At 69.1% G+C, this 14,615-nt stretch carries 11 protein-coding genes and 1 pseudogene; 7 read left to right on the forward strand and 5 right to left on the reverse strand.

Annotation, left to right across the window (positions count from 1 at the left end; translation table 11 throughout):
- Positions 1-16: 16 nt before the first annotated feature.
- The 3 genes and pseudogenes from QMO76_RS06750 to QMO76_RS06760 all read right to left on the reverse strand — a co-directional run bounded on the left by QMO76_RS06750 (position 17) and on the right by QMO76_RS06760 (position 5,702).
- Entirely contained in the window at positions 17-2,143 is a 2,127-nt protein-coding gene (locus QMO76_RS06750; protein WP_306360321.1) for a glycogen debranching N-terminal domain-containing protein, read from the reverse strand.
- An 851-nt stretch (positions 2,144-2,994) separates the two neighbouring features.
- A pseudogene (locus QMO76_RS06755) lies at positions 2,995-4,125 on the reverse strand (glycosyltransferase family 4 protein); the annotation flags it as partial.
- A gap of 455 nt (positions 4,126-4,580) precedes the next feature.
- Positions 4,581-5,702 carry an AMP-binding protein gene (locus QMO76_RS06760; RefSeq protein WP_306360322.1) on the reverse strand — a complete coding sequence of 374 codons (1,122 nt, stop codon included), beginning with the start codon at positions 5,700-5,702 and terminating at the stop codon, positions 4,581-4,583.
- Between the two features lie 182 nt (positions 5,703-5,884).
- On the opposite strand from QMO76_RS06760, the gene QMO76_RS06765 reads away from it, so the two are divergent.
- Together QMO76_RS06765 and QMO76_RS06770 are read left to right on the forward strand one after the other, a co-directional pair.
- Entirely contained in the window at positions 5,885-6,862 is a 978-nt protein-coding gene (locus QMO76_RS06765) for an ABC transporter substrate-binding protein (protein WP_306360323.1), read from the forward strand.
- A gap of 38 nt (positions 6,863-6,900) precedes the next feature.
- On the forward strand, positions 6,901-7,254 hold the full coding sequence (locus QMO76_RS06770) for an MmcQ/YjbR family DNA-binding protein (protein ID WP_306360324.1): 354 nt from the start codon (positions 6,901-6,903) through the stop codon (positions 7,252-7,254).
- 21 nt (positions 7,255-7,275) lie between these two features.
- Here the strand turns inward: QMO76_RS06770 and QMO76_RS06775 are convergent, their stop codons facing one another.
- Entirely contained in the window at positions 7,276-9,333 is a 2,058-nt protein-coding gene (locus QMO76_RS06775) for a M13 family metallopeptidase (RefSeq protein WP_306360325.1), read from the reverse strand.
- 105 nt (positions 9,334-9,438) lie between these two features.
- A complete protein-coding gene (locus QMO76_RS06780; protein ID WP_306360326.1) occupies positions 9,439-11,496 on the reverse strand; it encodes a M13 family metallopeptidase in 2,058 nt (685 codons plus the stop codon).
- Positions 11,497-11,875: 379 nt separating this feature from the next.
- Between QMO76_RS06780 and rplN the strand changes: the two genes are divergently transcribed.
- The 5 genes from rplN to QMO76_RS06805 all read left to right on the forward strand — a co-directional run bounded on the left by rplN (position 11,876) and on the right by QMO76_RS06805 (position 14,550).
- Entirely contained in the window at positions 11,876-12,244 is a 369-nt protein-coding gene (gene rplN / locus QMO76_RS06785) for a 50S ribosomal protein L14 (protein ID WP_029923634.1), read from the forward strand.
- Between the two features lie 2 nt (positions 12,245-12,246).
- The gene (rplX, locus tag QMO76_RS06790; RefSeq protein ID WP_029923635.1) at positions 12,247-12,561 is read left to right on the forward strand and encodes a 50S ribosomal protein L24; all 315 of its coding nucleotides are present in this window, start codon (positions 12,247-12,249) and stop codon (positions 12,559-12,561) included.
- Complete coding sequence (gene rplE, locus QMO76_RS06795) at positions 12,561-13,148, forward strand: 50S ribosomal protein L5 (RefSeq protein ID WP_306360327.1); 588 nt, start codon at positions 12,561-12,563, stop codon at positions 13,146-13,148. The genes rplX and rplE overlap by 1 nt, the downstream gene beginning before the upstream one ends.
- 4 nt (positions 13,149-13,152) lie before the next feature.
- A complete protein-coding gene (locus QMO76_RS06800) occupies positions 13,153-13,338 on the forward strand; it encodes a type Z 30S ribosomal protein S14 (RefSeq protein ID WP_029923637.1) in 186 nt (61 codons plus the stop codon).
- Between the two features lie 270 nt (positions 13,339-13,608).
- Positions 13,609-14,550, forward strand: coding sequence for a hypothetical protein (locus QMO76_RS06805; protein ID WP_306360328.1), 942 nt, complete (start codon positions 13,609-13,611; stop codon positions 14,548-14,550).
- Positions 14,551-14,615 lie beyond the last annotated feature (65 nt).

Consider the following 14,615-nt stretch of genomic DNA (forward strand, 5'->3'; position numbering starts at 1 on the left):
CGGACCGCCGCCGCGGTCAGTGCGTGATCAGCCGCCAGTCCTCCGGCAGGTTGGAGGCGGTGACGCGATCACCCTCCACGGCGAGGTCGATCACCGTGCCGCCCAGGCGCAGATCGGTGAGTTCGACGCTGCCCCAGCGGGCGGGCAGGTGCGGGAGCACCGTGAGGGTGCGGCGCGGGACGTCGGGTTCGAGTCCCAGGAAGGAACGCACCAGCAGCAGCGGCGCCGCGCTCGCCCATGCCTGGGGTGAGCAGGAGGTGGGGTAGGGGATGGGCGCGGCGAATCTGGAACGCGGGAAGCCGCAGTACAGTTCGGGCAGCCTCCCCCCGAATGCCCCGGCCGCGGCGAGCAGGCCATCCGCCAGTTCGGTGGCCAGCTCGATGGCCCCGGGAAGATGCCGGTAGCGCAGCAGACCGGCGACGGCGATGGCGGTGTCGTGCGGCCAGACCGAGCCGTTGTGATAGCTCATCGGGTTGTACGCGCCCATATCGGAGGCCAGGGTGCGCAGCCCGAAGCCGGTGCTCATCGCCGGGCTCGCCAGCCGCTCGATCACCTGGGCGGCGTGCTCGTCGGAGACGATGCCCGACCACAGGCAGTGCCCGATATTGCTGGTGAGCGCGTCCAGGCGGCGTTTGTCGCCGTCCAGGGCGACCGCGAACCAGCCCCGTTCCGGCAACCAGAAGGCTTCGGCGAATTTGGTGCGCAGTTCGGCGGCCCGGTCGCGCAGATGTCCGGCGGTGGTCGCGTCGCCGAACTCCTCGGCCAGTTCGGCCCGCGCCAGCAGCGCGGCATAGGCGTAGCCCTGGACCTCGCACAGTGCGATGGGCGGTTGCGGCACGCGTCCGGCCGCGTCGTTGATGCCGTCGAAGCTGTCCTTCCAGCCCTGGTTGAACAGGCCGCGGTCGGTGGCGCGGCGGTATTCCACGAAACCGTCCCCGTCGCGGTCGCCGTAATCGGTGACCCAGGCGAGCGCGGCGTCGGCGGCGGGCAGCAGGGCACGCACCGATTCGGTATCCGCGCCCCAGCGCCGCGCCTGCGCCAGCAGCATGACGAAAAGCGGTGTGGCGTCCACGGTTCCGTAGTACGTCTCGCCGCCGAGCACCGCGCCGCTGGCCGGGCCGCGCCGCATCTCGTGCATGATGCGCCCAGGTTCCTCCTCGGTCAGCGGATTCACGCGCTTCCCCTGCATCTCCGCGAGCTGCTGCATGGTGCCCAGCGCCAGATTCACGTCCAGGGGCAGCGCCATCCACGCGGTGAGCAGGCTGTCGCGGCCGAAGAGGGTCATGAACCACGGTGCTCCGGCCGCCACGAACGGGCGGCCGCCGCGCATATCGTCGTGGATCTGCAAGGCCCCCAGATCGCTTTCCGTGCGTTCCAGCACCCAGGCCAGCTGCGGATCGGCGGCGGTGATGGTGGTGGCGGTGTCCCGCCAGGCCGCGATCTTGCGGCTGGGTTCGCTGAATTCGTACTGCTCGCCGGGGTGCAGCGGGGAATGGACGGGCTGGCTGCCGATGGTCGGCTGGGCCAGGATCTCGGTCCGCCAGCTGCTCCCGGCGGGCACCACCACCCGCCAGGACAGTGAACCGGGCAGTACCACCGGTGTTTCCGAGGAGGTCACCACCACGCCGCGGGCCCGGTCCGAGCGGTCGTTGAGCAGCAGTTCGACATCGGCCACCAGCACCTCGGCCCGGCTGTGGCCGGTGCGGCCCTCCTTCACCGCGAACAGGTCCACGAAATCGGCGTCCACATGCAGTTGCAGAGCGACGGCCGTGGTTTCGCGTCCCAGGTTCTCCACGGTGATGGTCTCGTGCAGTGCCTCGGCCAGCAGCCGCTCCCGCACGATGAGCACGGTGCTGTCGGCCGCGCCGGCCCGGGGAGGCCGGCGCAGCACGAACCGGGCGGTGAACGCCTCCGGGCTCAGCACCGACAGCGGTTCGGCCCGCTGCCCGTCCACGCGCAGTTCCCAGCGCGACAGCACCCGGGCGTCCCGATAGAACAGCCCGTACGGGGTGTCCGGCTCGACATCGCCGAGCCGGTCCGAAAGGCAGAAGGTGCTGCCCTCCACCAGGGTGACGGCGCCACCACCGCCACCAAGGGGCGACGGCTCGCCGGCATTGAGCGCGGCGGGCGTCTCTCCGATCATGCGGAACCTCCCGTCGGGGCGTCCCTCCCGCTCTCCGGTGTGCTGCCGGTATCGGGGTTCGACGCGGAACCTGTTGTCTTGTCGACCCTTTTCGCTCCGCGGCCACGCTTGGCGGCGGAGCGCGCCACGGCGCGCCGCGTCCGCCCGCGTTCACCCCCGGGTGCCCCCGGGTGCGTGGCCTTCCCCGCCGCCGCCTCCACGGCCTCCCCGGAATCGGGGATCGTCGTGATCGAGCCGAGGGCGGGCAACCCGCTATGAGTCACCGTATCCGGAAACACCCGCGGTCCGGTGTCGCCGAGCGATCCCGAACCGAAGTCCGGCGCGCGGGTGTCGCCGATGGTGCCGGACTCCATTCGTGGGATCTTGTTCGGAACATCGCTCGAGACAGCATCATTCGGGTGTCCGGGGTCCGCGGCCCGGTCCGCGGTGGTGGCGGGTCCACCCGGCCTGAGCGCAGGTCCGTACGGGGTTGTTCTGCTTCCAGACGGAGCCTCTGTCATTCCGAACGGATTGGCAACTGTTCCTTTTGGAATGTCCGCCAGATTCGGATCGTTCGCCGCGGCGGGCGCGGCGGCCGGATTCGGTGTTCGAGGGTCCGTATTCGCGCCCGCCCCGAGCCGCTTCCCGCGTTGCCGCGGCGGTGGTGCGCCGGTCCGCCGTGCCGGTGTCGTACGCGCGGGTGCGGTACTCGGAACATGTCCCGGCCCACCGGCCGCCGAGGTACCGGCGGGGGAGGGGGTGCGGCCGGGGGCGGGGCCCGCGGTGCGAGCGGGCGCCGGGGCCGCCCGGCCGGGGCCCTCGCCCGCGGTGCGGGTCGGCGGGGCGGCGGGCACCGGGTGCACCGTGGTCCGGCCGGTCCGCCGTGACGGACGGGTCGCGATGACCCTGCGATAGACGTCCTCGTACCCGAGCCCGAGGGTGTCCGTTCCGAAATGCGCCAGCACATGGTCGCGGCACGCCTGCGGGTCGTAGTCGCGCACCTCCTTGATGGCGGCGGGCAGTTCGTCCGGGTGGTCGCAGATGCGTCCGGTGACGCCGTCCACCACCACCTCGCTCACCGCGCCGCCGCGCAGCGCCACCACCGGCGTCCCGCACACCATGGCCTCGATCATGACCATGCCGAACGGCTCCTCCCACCGCACCGGGAACAGCAGGCAGCGCGCCCCGGCGAGCAGTTTCTTCTTGGCGGCGGCGTCGGCCATGCCGAAGACGGTGTCCCGCTCGGAGAGCAGCGGGGCGACCTGTGCGTCGAAGTACCGTATCTCCGGCGGTTCCGCGCATTTCCCGGCCAGCACCAGCGGCAGATCGCAGGCGTGTGCGGCGGCCAGCGCCAGATGCGGGGCCTTCTCCGGGGTGTACCGGCCCAGGAACAGCGCGTAGTCCTCTTTCTCCGGCTGGAACGGGAAGTCGGCGACGCGCAGTGCGTTGTGCACGCGCCCGACCCAGTTCAGGTCCGGCGCCAGCGCTCGCTGCCGGTCGCTGATGGCCACCAGCGCGGCGTCCTCGCCGAGTTCGCTGTAGTACATGTGCGGATCGCCGTCGACGGGTCCGTGCACGGTGACCACCATGGGTAGGCCGAGGGCGCGGTACACGGGTAGGTTGAGCGGTCCGGCGAAGGTGTGATCGTGCACCAGGTCCAGTCCGCGCGACATCACGAGGCGCTCCAGCGCCCGCCGAACCTTCAAGGCGTGCATCACCTCCGGGAAGGGGTCACCGAGCCGGGCGGCCTGGATCTCGTCCCACAGCGGTATGAAGTCCGCGGCCCGGGTGCCGTGCGCACCGGCCCCGAGCAGGGTGACCTCGTGCCCGCGCTCGACCAGGGCGTCGACCAGGTCGGCGACCACGGCCTCCACGCCGCCGTACGCCTTGGGCGGCACGTCGAAGTACGGTGGGACGACCATCGCGATGCGGAGCCGCTCGTGCTCGGGCGGTACGAGGGTGTTGGAGGACGCCGGACTCGGCGCCGCGGGTGTTGCGGTCATGACCCACCTTCCTGGGACCGGTCGGACGGCATCGCGACTACCCGATGCCGAACAGTGTGGCCGGGGTCGGTGGGCGACCGAAAAGTCTGTACCGCAGGCGTTTTCAGCTCGTCTGCTGTCTCCGGTGCAGCAGAAGAGTGCGAGCCGAGTTATGGGTAGCGCTCCCGCGGGGTGGACATACGCGGCGATCGTCGCGCCGACCGGTGCCAACGCTCATGGCAGACCGGCGACACGGCACGACCGATTTCAGCACCGATGATGAGATCGTCACCGTTATCGCGCGGTGAGACCATAATCTGTGGCACCCCGAAGCGCCTCATTGCGTTCGGCGGCCAGTGACTGAGTTACACGATATCGCCGGAGATCACAGCGAATCATCGGATCAGTAAATATTGCCGGAGAATTCGTGCGCGGTTTCCCGCCGTGCCGGCTCGCTGACCGGGGGTGGAGCGGTATCAGGCGGCGATTTCGGGGAATATGGTCGCATTGACGCCAAGATCCGAACCGGTCGCTTCGTGTTCGGTGACGATATCGCCGGTTGCGAATGTCAACCATCCGTCCGCGGTCCAGCGACCCGATATTCCGGTGCGGCACAAGCGCGCACCCGCTACGAACGGATCGGCCACGAACGGCGCCGCGTCGGCGTCGATCTCGGCGGCCAGGGCGGTGCCGCCCAGGTAGATCCGGCCGGATCGGCCGGGGGCCACCGGCCGCAGGTATGCGTCGAGCACCAGCACGCGCGCACCCGGAATCGGCCGCACCCGGCCGCTGCCGTCCAACGGTCCGCGCGCCACCACGCCGGCGTATTCGGGTGCGGTGTAGGCGAATCCGGCCACCGAGCCCGGCGCGAGTTCGCGCAGCAGGTCGGGAAGGATGGCGGGGCAGCGGGTTCCGGTGACATCCCAGCGGCGCACGGTGGGCAGGGGGACGGCGGCCGTATCGGCGAAACGCGCGAGGACGGCGGCCTCGGCCACCACGTGGGTGGCTCCGGTGTCGGCGACCAGGTCGGCCAGCGCGGCCGGATCGTGCCGCTGCGCCTCGGTGGCCACCACCAGGGTCGCGCCGTCGGCAATGGCCGCGAGCAGTTCCACGGCGGTGTCCGCGCAGGTCCAGGCGGTGGCGAGCAGTCGGATATTCGTGGTGCCCTGGGCCGGGTCGATATGTCCGGCACGGCAGTCGGTGGTCACGGCGCGGCGGTCGTCGACGGCGGCGGCCAGGGCGTCGGCGCGCAGCCCGATGGTGGAAGCGGTTTCGTTCGGACCGGTCGGCATGGAAAGTGTCAGCGCCGCACCGGAGTTCGCGGCCGCGGCGATATCGGCCAGCAGCCGGACCGCGCCGTCGAGCGAGGCTTCGCAGCGCCCGGCGGCGGTCCCGCGCGCCATGCGCTCGAACAGCTCACCGTAGGTCAGGGTCGCCGCGCCGCAGCGCAGCGCCGGGCGGATCGCGGGCACGCGACGGCCGCGCTCGATCAGCGCGGGGACGGCCGGGTAGCCCGAGAGCTCGACCCCATTGGCCCATTCGTCGACGAGTCGGTACCGCTCGACAGCGGACAGGAGTTCCGGCACAACGCTCTCCATCGCTCGTATCGTCAACGCAAACTATGGCAACCCTAACCTAACAGCATTGCGCCGCGGTACCCCGGGCATCACATCTGTGCGCCGATCCACTCGGCGCGCCGAGGGTCGGCTGGTCGCGGCCTTATTAGGCTAGGCTCACCTTTTATCGGTCGGGATATCCGAAAGCAAGGAGTGATCACACGATGCAATCGGTGCGAACCCACCGCTGGCCGCGCACGGCCGCCGCCGTCCTCACCGGCGTACTCGCCCTCGGCCTGGTGGCCTGTGGAACCTCCGCCGACGACGAGGCGTCCGGTGCGGGCGGCACGACCATCACCCACGCGCTCGGCGAGACCACCGTCGACGGCACACCCGAGCGCATCGTCGCCCTGGGCAACCAGTGGCTGGACGCCGTGCAGTCGCTCGGTGTCACCCCGGTCGGCTACGTGGACAATATCGCCGTCCTCAGCAAGGATTCGCCGCCGTGGGAACCGCGGGCACTGGAGTCCGCCACCGTCATCGACACCGGCGGCGACCTGACCGAGCAGGTGGCCGCGCTGGAGCCCGACCTGATCCTGGCCGACGCCTTCCTCGCCGATCAGAAGACCTACGACAACCTCTCACAGGTCGCGCCGACCGTGCCCGGACTCACCGGCGAGGCCGTCACGCCCTGGCAGGACCAGGTGCGCGCCCTCGGGAAGATCCTGCACAAGACCGCCGACGCCGACCGTGTCATCGGCGATATCGACCAGCGCGTCGAACGCATCGCCCAGGCCAATCCCGGCCTGCGCGGCAAGACCTTCGTCAGCAGCTGGCTGTCCGGACCCACGCAGCTCATGGTGCTCACCGATCCCGAGGACGGCTCCAGCCGGCTGTTCACCGAGCTCGGCATGACCATTCCGGCGCACCTCACCGCCCAGGGCGGTGCGGGCGGCCGGCTGGCGCTGTCGCCGGAACGGCTCGGTGAACTCGACGCCGATCTGCTGCTCGCGGGCTACTCGCCCGGTATGGACGCCACGTACCGGGAGCTGCCCGGTTACGGTGAGCTGCCCGCCGTGCGCAAGGACGCCGCCGTCTTCCTGACCGTGCAGGAGATCAGCGCCGTCAACCAGCCCTCCCCGCTGTCGCTGCCCTACCTGCTGGACAAATTGGAACCGGCGCTGGCCAACGCCGCCGAGTAGCCGCTGCGGGTGTCGGTCGCGCCTGAGACCATCTGTTCATGACAGCGACTGGGGACGATGCTCGCGCGGTTGCGCTTGCGCTGCCGGGAGTCCGGGAGGGATTCGACTGGCAGATGCCGACCTTCCGAGTGGCGGGAAAACTGTTCCTGACCCTGCCGGAGGGGGAGACCTCGATGGCCGTGCGGTGCCCGATCCTGGACCGGGACGAACTGGTGGCGGCCGAGCCGGCGAAGTTCTGGATCGCGGGGCACGAGGCGAACAACGCGTGGGTGCGGGTGCGCCTGGCCGCCCTCGACGATCTGGCGGAACTCGAGGCGATCGTGACCGATTCGTGGGCCCAGGCCGCGCCGCGCAAGCTGATGGAACAGCACCCGGACGGGGGCGGTGGGTAACCCCGCCCGGGCGCTCGCGGATCAGAAGGTGACGCGCTGGTCCTGGGGCAGGAACAGCTTGTCGCTCTCCCGCACCTCGTAGGTGGTGTAGAACTGCTCCAGATTGCGCACCACCTGGTTGGCGCGGAACTCGTTGGGGGCGTGGGTGTCATTGGCCAGCAGGTTCTCGGCGTACTGCCGGGTGGACTTGTCGCGCCAGTTGCGCGCCCAGGATTCGAACAGCGGCTTGTAGTCGGGCGTCTGCACGCCCCGGCGCTGCTCGGCGATGGCCAGGGCGGCGATGGACATCTGCAGGCCGCGCACGTCGGCAACGTTCTCGCCGAGGGTGAGTTCGCCGTCCACCGTCTGCTCGGGGTCGAGTCCCGCCGGGACCAGCACGTCGTACTGCTCGACGAGCTTCCGGGTGCGCGCCTCGAACGCGGTGCGGTCCTCCGGGGTCCACCAGTCCTTCAGATTGCCGTCGGCGTCGTACTTGGAGCCCTGGTCGTCGAAGCCGTGCCCGATCTCGTGGCCGATGACCGCGCCGCCCGCGCCGTAGTTCACCGCCGGAGCCGCGTCCTTGTCGAAGAACGGCGGCTGCAGGAAGGCGGCCGGGAAGACGATCTCATTGGTGACGGGGGAGTAGAAGGCGTTCACCGTCTGGGGCGGGCTGCTCCACTCGGACTTGTCGACCGGCTTGCCGAGGTAGCCGAACATGCGCTCGACCTCGAAGGTATTGACCGCGCGCAGGGATTCGATCAGCTTGCCCCGGGTGATCTTCAGCTCGGAGTAGTCCTCCCACTTGTCCGGATAGCCGATCTTGGCGCCCATCTTCTCCAACTTCTCGATGGCGGCATCGCGGGTGGCCGGGGACATCCAGGTGGAGGCGCGGAAGTTGTCGCGGTAGGCGGCCTTGAGGTCGTCCACCATCTCCAGGGCGCGCTCCTTGGCCTCGGGCGGGAAATGCTGTGCCACATACAGTTTGCCGAGCGGCTCGCCCAGATTGCTGCTCACCGTGGCCACGGCCGTCTTCCAGCGCTCCGGCCGCTCCTCGAGCCCGTTCATCACGGTGCCGAAGAATTCGAAATTGGCATCGGAGATCGTCTTGGGCAGGAAGCGCGCGAACTCGCGCACCAGGTAGATCTTGAGGTATTCGCGCCACAGTCCCAGATCGGTGTCGTGCCAGAGGTTTCCGGCGTGGGTGAGATACGACGGCTGGTGCACGATAATGGTGTCGAAGAGGTTCTTCGGCCGGTCGGTCTGTCCGGCGAGCCAGGGATCCCAATCGAATTGCGGAGCGAGCGCGGTCATCTCGCTCCACGACATCTTGTTGTAGGTGGCGTCGGTATCGCGATTGCGCACATTGTCCCAGAAGCCCGCGGCGATGCGGGTCTCCAGATCCAGGACGCGCGTGGCCATTCCGGCCGGATCGTCGAATCCCGCGCCCTTGGCGATGGACTCCAGGAACGTCTTGTAGGCGACGAGCTTGTCGGCGTACTCGGGCTTGCGGTAGTACTGCTCGCTGAGGCCGAGGCCGGACTGGCCGACCGCGGCCACGTGCGCGCTGGAATTCTTGCGGTCGATGGTGACGCCCAGTCCGATGATGCCGCCGATCGGCAGCGCCGCCATCACCTTGGCGAGTTCGGTTTTGCCGTCGGCGGCGTCGATGCGGGCGAACAGGTCGGTCAGCGGAGTCATGCCGAGCCGCTCGATCTCGTCGATATCCATGCGGGCGTCGTAGAGGTCGCGGATCTGCTGCGCCTCGGTGCCGTCCTGCGGTTCGGTGATGCCCTCGATGATGCCGCGCAACTGCTCCTCGACCCGGTCGCCGACCTCGTCGAAGGTGCCGAACGCGACCTTGTCCGGCGGCAGTTCGTATTCGCGCAGCCAGGTGCCGTTCACATTGCGGTACAGGTCGTCCTGCGGCCGCACGGCCTGATCCGCGCCGGAGAGGTCCGGACCCTTCAGCGGCGTGGTGGTCGATGTCGTCATCGGCGCGTCGTCGCTGCTGCACGAGGCCAGCCAGGCGGCGGTGGGCGCTAATCCGAGCGCCACGAGGAAGGCGCGGCGATCGAAACGGACCGGACCGGACGATGTCACGGGTACCCCTCTCTGAGCGTGCGGTGGTGCCGCACCGTGGCTGTGCTTCGGCACGAGGCTACCGGCGGCGCGGCGGCAAGGTCGGGCGGACGTTCACGGCTGGGATCAGAGCGTGACCCGCTGGTCGGGCGCGAGCCATTCCCGGTCGCCCTCGCCCACCGCGAAGGTGCTGTAGAACTGCGGCAGATTGCGCACCGTCTGGTTGCAGCGGAATTCGCCGGGGGCGTGCGGATCCTCGGCCAGCAGCGCTTCCGCGTACTCCGGCGTCACCTGGATGCGCCAGATCCGGCCCCAGGACTGGAAGACCGGCGTGAAGTCCGGTTGCGCGGTGTCACTGGGCTGCGCTGTGTCCCCGCGTCGCTGGGCGATGGCGTAGGCGGCCAGGGCGATGCCGAGGCCGCGCAGATCGGCCAGGTTCTCCCCGACCGTCAGCGCGCCGTTGACGTGTGCGGTCGGCGGCAGCCCGGTCGGCACCAGGGCGTCGTACTGGGCGATGAGCTGCCGGGTCTTGGCGTCGAAGGCCGCGCGGTCGGCGGGCGTCCACCAGTCGTGCAGGTTCCCGTCGCCGTCGTAGCGCGAGCCCTGATCGTCGAAGCCGTGCCCGATCTCGTGGCCGATGACCGCGCCGATGCCGCCGAAGTTCACCGCGGCCTCGGCGTCGGAGTCGAAGAATGGGGCTTGCAGGATGGCCGCCGGGAAGACGATCTCGTTGCGCGTCGGCTCGTAGTAGGCGTTCACGGTCTGCGGCGGCATGCCCCACTCCGAGCGGTCGACCGGTTCGCCCAGTTTGTCGAACATGCGCCGGGCCTCGAAAGTGTGCACCGCCAGCAGGGATTCGAGGAGTCTGCCGCGGGTCACCACGACGCCGGACCAGTCCTCCCAGACATCCGGGTAGCCGATCTTGGTGTCGATCTTGTCGAGTTTGGCGACAGCGGCTTCCCGGGTCGGCGGTGACATCCAGCTCGAGGCGCGGAAGTTCTCCCGGTAGGCGGAACGGAGATCGTCGACGAGATCCTGCACCAGGCGCTTGGATTCGGCCGGGAAGAACTCCGCCACGTACAGCTTGCCCAGCGGCATGCCCAGATACGTGTTCAGCACGGTGATGGCCGACCGCCAGCGCTCCGGCCGTTCCCGCTGGCCGTTCACCAGTGTGCTGTAGAAGTCGAAATTCGCGTCCGCGATGTCCTTCGGCAGGTACTCCGCCCAGGTGCGGACCAGGCTCAGCCGCAGATAGTCCCGCCAGGTCGCGATATCGACCGCGGCCCACAGCCCGGCCGCCGCCGTCACGAACGACGGTTGCCGCACCACGACCGTGTCGAAGAGTTCGGCGGGACGCTCGGTCTGTCCGGAAAGCCAGGGGCCCCAGTCGAATTCCGGACCGAGGGCAATGAGCTCCACCCGGCTCATGCGGTTGTAGGTGGCTTCCGGATCGCGGGTGCGAACGTTGTCCCAGAAGCCCGCGGCGATCCGCTGCTCCAGCTCGAACACCCGTCCCGCCATGGCCTTCGGGTCCGTGAAGCCCGCTCCGGCGGCGATCCGCTCCAGGTAGGCGCGGTAGCCCGCGAGGATGTCGGCGAATTCCGGCTTCCGATAGTTCTGTTCGGGCAGGCCGAGCCCGGATTGACTGATGGACGCGATATTCCGGGCCGCGTCCCGGTCGTCGGGGCCGACCGAGAGCCCGATCAGTCCGTCGATGGGCAGCTGGCCCATCACCAGCGCCAGATCGGGTTTGGACCGCGCGGCGTCGATGCGGCGCAGCAGCTCGTCGAGCGGGGTCGTGCCGAGCGCGTCGATCTCGTCGGGGTCCATATAGGCGTCGTAGAGGTCGCGGATCTGCTGTTGCGGGGAGCCGCCCTCGGGATTGTGGATCCCGGTCACGATCTCCTTCAGATGCCGCTGCGTGCGGTCCTCGACCTCGGCGAAGGTGCCGTAGGCGGGTTTGTCGGCGGGTAGGCGGTAGTTCTCCAGCCACTTGCCGTTGACGTAGCGGTAGAGATCGTCCTGCGGCCGCACCCCTGGATCCGATCCGGACATATCCGGCCCCGCCGCCGCGCCGGGCTTATCGGTGGTGCAGGCTGGCAGCAGCGCCAGGGCGGGCACCAGCCCCAGCGCCTTCAGCAGGCTGCGGCGGTCGAGAGCGAACGGCTGCTCCGGCGAACTCACGGGACTCCTCGGTCGGAAGTGCAGATGGATTGCTCGGGTGTTGCTCGGCGTCGAGGCTAGCCGCAAGCGTGCGGCGACGCCCGCAGCCCCGCCCGGGTCGCGCGGGTGCGGGCGCCCCCGGATCACGGCTGCGGCCGCCCCCGATTTGGGCGCTACCTGGGCGTTGGCTACACTTGGGCGGTTGCCTGCGGGAGCTATGCCCGCACTCCGGCCGCGAACCCACAGTGGATTGATCGCTTGCGATCAGAGTTTCCGCTGGCAGGCGCTGCCCCGCGTAGCTTGCGGAGCGGGCCGAACGGCTCAGCTGAGAGGGCAACTGACCATGCCCGTCGGGTCGGCAATCCGGCGTGCATAACGTCCAGGTCTAGGAGGAGCTGAAGTGATTCAGCAGGAGTCGCGGCTGCGCGTCGCCGACAACACGGGTGCCAAGGAAATCCTGTGCATCCGCGTGCTCGGCGGTTCGTCGCGCCGCTATGCCGGTATCGGTGACGTGATCGTCGCCACCGTCAAGGACGCCATCCCCGGCGGCAACGTCAAAAAGGGTGAGGTCGTCAAGGCGGTCATCGTGCGCACCGTCAAGGAGCGTCGTCGCGCCGATGGCTCGTACATCAAGTTCGATGAGAACGCCGCTGTGCTGATCAAGGCGGACAACGATCCGCGCGGCACCCGCATCTTCGGCCCCGTCGGCCGTGAGCTGCGCGAGAAGCGTTTCATGAAGATCGTTTCGCTGGCCCCGGAGGTGCTCTGACCATGAAGGTGCACAAGGGCGACACCGTGCTCGTCGTCTCGGGTAAGGACAAGGGCGCCAAGGGCAAGGTCATCCAGGCCTTCCCGGCGACCGGCAAGGTCCTGGTCGAGGGCGTGAACCGGATCAAGAAGCACGTCGCGAACTCCGCCAACCAGCGCGGTGCCAGCTCGGGCGGCATCGTCACGCAGGAAGCGCCGATCCAGGCCTCCAACGTGATGGTGATCGACTCCGACGGCAACCCGACTCGCGTCGGCTACCGTACCGATGAGAACGGCAAGCGCGTTCGCATCTCCCGTCGCAACGGGAAGGACATCTGATGACCTCCACCGAGAAGACCGTCGGCACCGCCGACGCGAAGACCCAGCCCCGGCTCAAGGCGCGCTACCGCGCCGAGATCAAGGACGCGCTGAACTCCGAGTTCAACTACGACAACGTCATGCAGATCCCCGGCGTGGTCAAGGTTGTCGTGAACATGGGTGTCGGCGACGCCGCCCGCGACGCGAAGCTGATCAACGGCGCGATCGCCGACCTGACCCTGATCACCGGCCAGAAGCCGGAGATCCGCAAGGCCACCAAGTCGATCGCGCAGTTCAAGCTGCGTGAGGGCATGCCGATCGGCGCGAAGGTCACCCTGCGCGGCGACCGCATGTGGGAGTTCCTGGACCGCCTGATCTCGATCGCGCTGCCGCGTATCCGCGACTTCCGAGGCCTGTCGCCGAAGCAGTTCGACGGAAACGGCAACTACACCTTCGGTCTCTCGGAGCAGTCGATGTTCCACGAGATCGACGTGGACAAGATCGACCGTCCGCGTGGTATGGACATCACCGTGGTGACCACCGCGACCAACAACGAAGAAGGCCGCGCGCTGCTGAAGCACCTCGGCTTCCCGTTCAAGGAGAACTGAGCACATGGCTAAGAAGGCTCTGATCAACAAGGCCAACGCCAAGCCGAAGTTCGCGGTGCGGGCCTACACCCGCTGCCAGCGCTGCGGCCGCCCGCACGCCGTCTACCGCAAGTTCGGCCTGTGCCGCGTGTGCCTGCGCGAAATGGCGCACCGCGGCGAGCTGCCGGGCGTGCACAAGAGCTCCTGGTGAGCTGACACACCGACACCCGCAGGCCCCCGGCGAGATCCGTCCCGCCGGGGGCCTGCGGCGTTCGTGCACCTCCCGTCCATTCGCAAGGCGTGGGCCGGGCACGACCTCACCGTGCTCCACTACGACCATGGCTTCGACACTGTCGCGAGTGTGACAGGTCAAGCAACGCAATGGATTTCGTCCCCGGGCTCGGTGCCGTAGGGGGCTCGATCAGGTTGTGGACAGGAGCGTCGAGTGCGCGAGCGGGCGTGATCGAACAGAATCGGGTCCGTGGTGCACAACAATGAGTGGCGGTCGCCGGGGCCGGGACGGCCGGCGCGGCCGATGCCGGAACCGGGGCCGTTCGAGTATCCGCCGCTCGAGAACATGCCGTATCAGCCGTTCGAGTTCCCGGCGCTGGACGACCATCGCGATCCGTTCCAGGCGCGGTACACCGAGGTCGGCTCGATGCCCCCGCCCCCGCCTCGACGCAACTCCGCCGGGCCGGTACTCGCTGTGATCGGTGCCGTGCTGGTGCTGGCCGGTGTTGTCGCCGCCGGGCTGTACGCCCCGTCGTCGAGCGACGACACACGCGAAACCCCTTCGACCCGCCTGGCACTCTCCGTGCCGCGGACGACCTCGCCGCCGCCGAGCGCCATCACGACGCCACCCATTCGAACGCCCGCCACCACCGCCGCGGTGCTGCCCGGCTACCAGGGGGTGGAGGTGGCGTCCCGGGGAGTGGCCTACGACGTGCCCGCGGGGTGGACGGTGGACAAGCCGGGCATCATCCGCGGATTCGAGGGCGACGGCGGCCGCATGTCCGGCACCGGGACCACCGTCGACGGCCAGGACTACTGCGAGTCCTCCACGCGCACCGTCACTTTCGTCCACCGATCGAGTCAGGAAGACCCGGCCACGGCCGCCGCCGAGGTGGCACGCCGGGTGGCGGAGTTCGGTTTCGAGGGCCCGGAATGGGGCCGCCGGACCTCCCCGGCCTCCCCGGTCACCACCCTGAGCGGGATCACCGGGCAGATGTCGGAGACCTCCGGAACCTGGACGCCGGAGAGCGCCGAGTGCGCCAGCACCCGATTCTCGGTGTACACCTTCGCTTTTCCCGGTCCCCAGCACCCCATGCTGGTGCTCACCATCGCCGCCGACCGCGAGGTCGCCGGCGAGGTGACCCCGGAACTGGCGCGCGAGATCTTCTCCAGTGTCCGCCTGATCGAATAGCGGCCTACCCCATTTCGGGGGTGCAGCGGATGTGACGCAGGTAACTACCGTGGGCGCACCCGGCG

The organism is Nocardia sp. CC227C (assembly GCF_030767025.1).
Classification (GTDB): Bacteria; Actinomycetota; Actinomycetes; order Mycobacteriales; family Mycobacteriaceae; genus Nocardia.

What these genes read in the sequence shown, in the direction of transcription:
- QMO76_RS06750 (WP_306360321.1), bottom strand. Translation starts at nt 2,143, where the DNA reads ATGATCGGAGAGACGCCCGCCGCGCTCAATGCCGGCGAGCCGTCGCCC.
- QMO76_RS06760 (WP_306360322.1), bottom strand. Translation starts at nt 5,702, where the DNA reads ATGGAGAGCGTTGTGCCGGAACTCCTGTCCGCTGTCGAGCGGTACCGA.
- QMO76_RS06765 (WP_306360323.1), top strand. Translation starts at nt 5,885, where the DNA reads ATGCAATCGGTGCGAACCCACCGCTGGCCGCGCACGGCCGCCGCCGTC.
- QMO76_RS06770 (WP_306360324.1), top strand. Translation starts at nt 6,901, where the DNA reads ATGACAGCGACTGGGGACGATGCTCGCGCGGTTGCGCTTGCGCTGCCG.
- rplX (WP_029923635.1), top strand. Translation starts at nt 12,247, where the DNA reads ATGAAGGTGCACAAGGGCGACACCGTGCTCGTCGTCTCGGGTAAGGAC.
- rplE (WP_306360327.1), top strand. Translation starts at nt 12,561, where the DNA reads ATGACCTCCACCGAGAAGACCGTCGGCACCGCCGACGCGAAGACCCAG.
- QMO76_RS06800 (WP_029923637.1), top strand. Translation starts at nt 13,153, where the DNA reads ATGGCTAAGAAGGCTCTGATCAACAAGGCCAACGCCAAGCCGAAGTTC.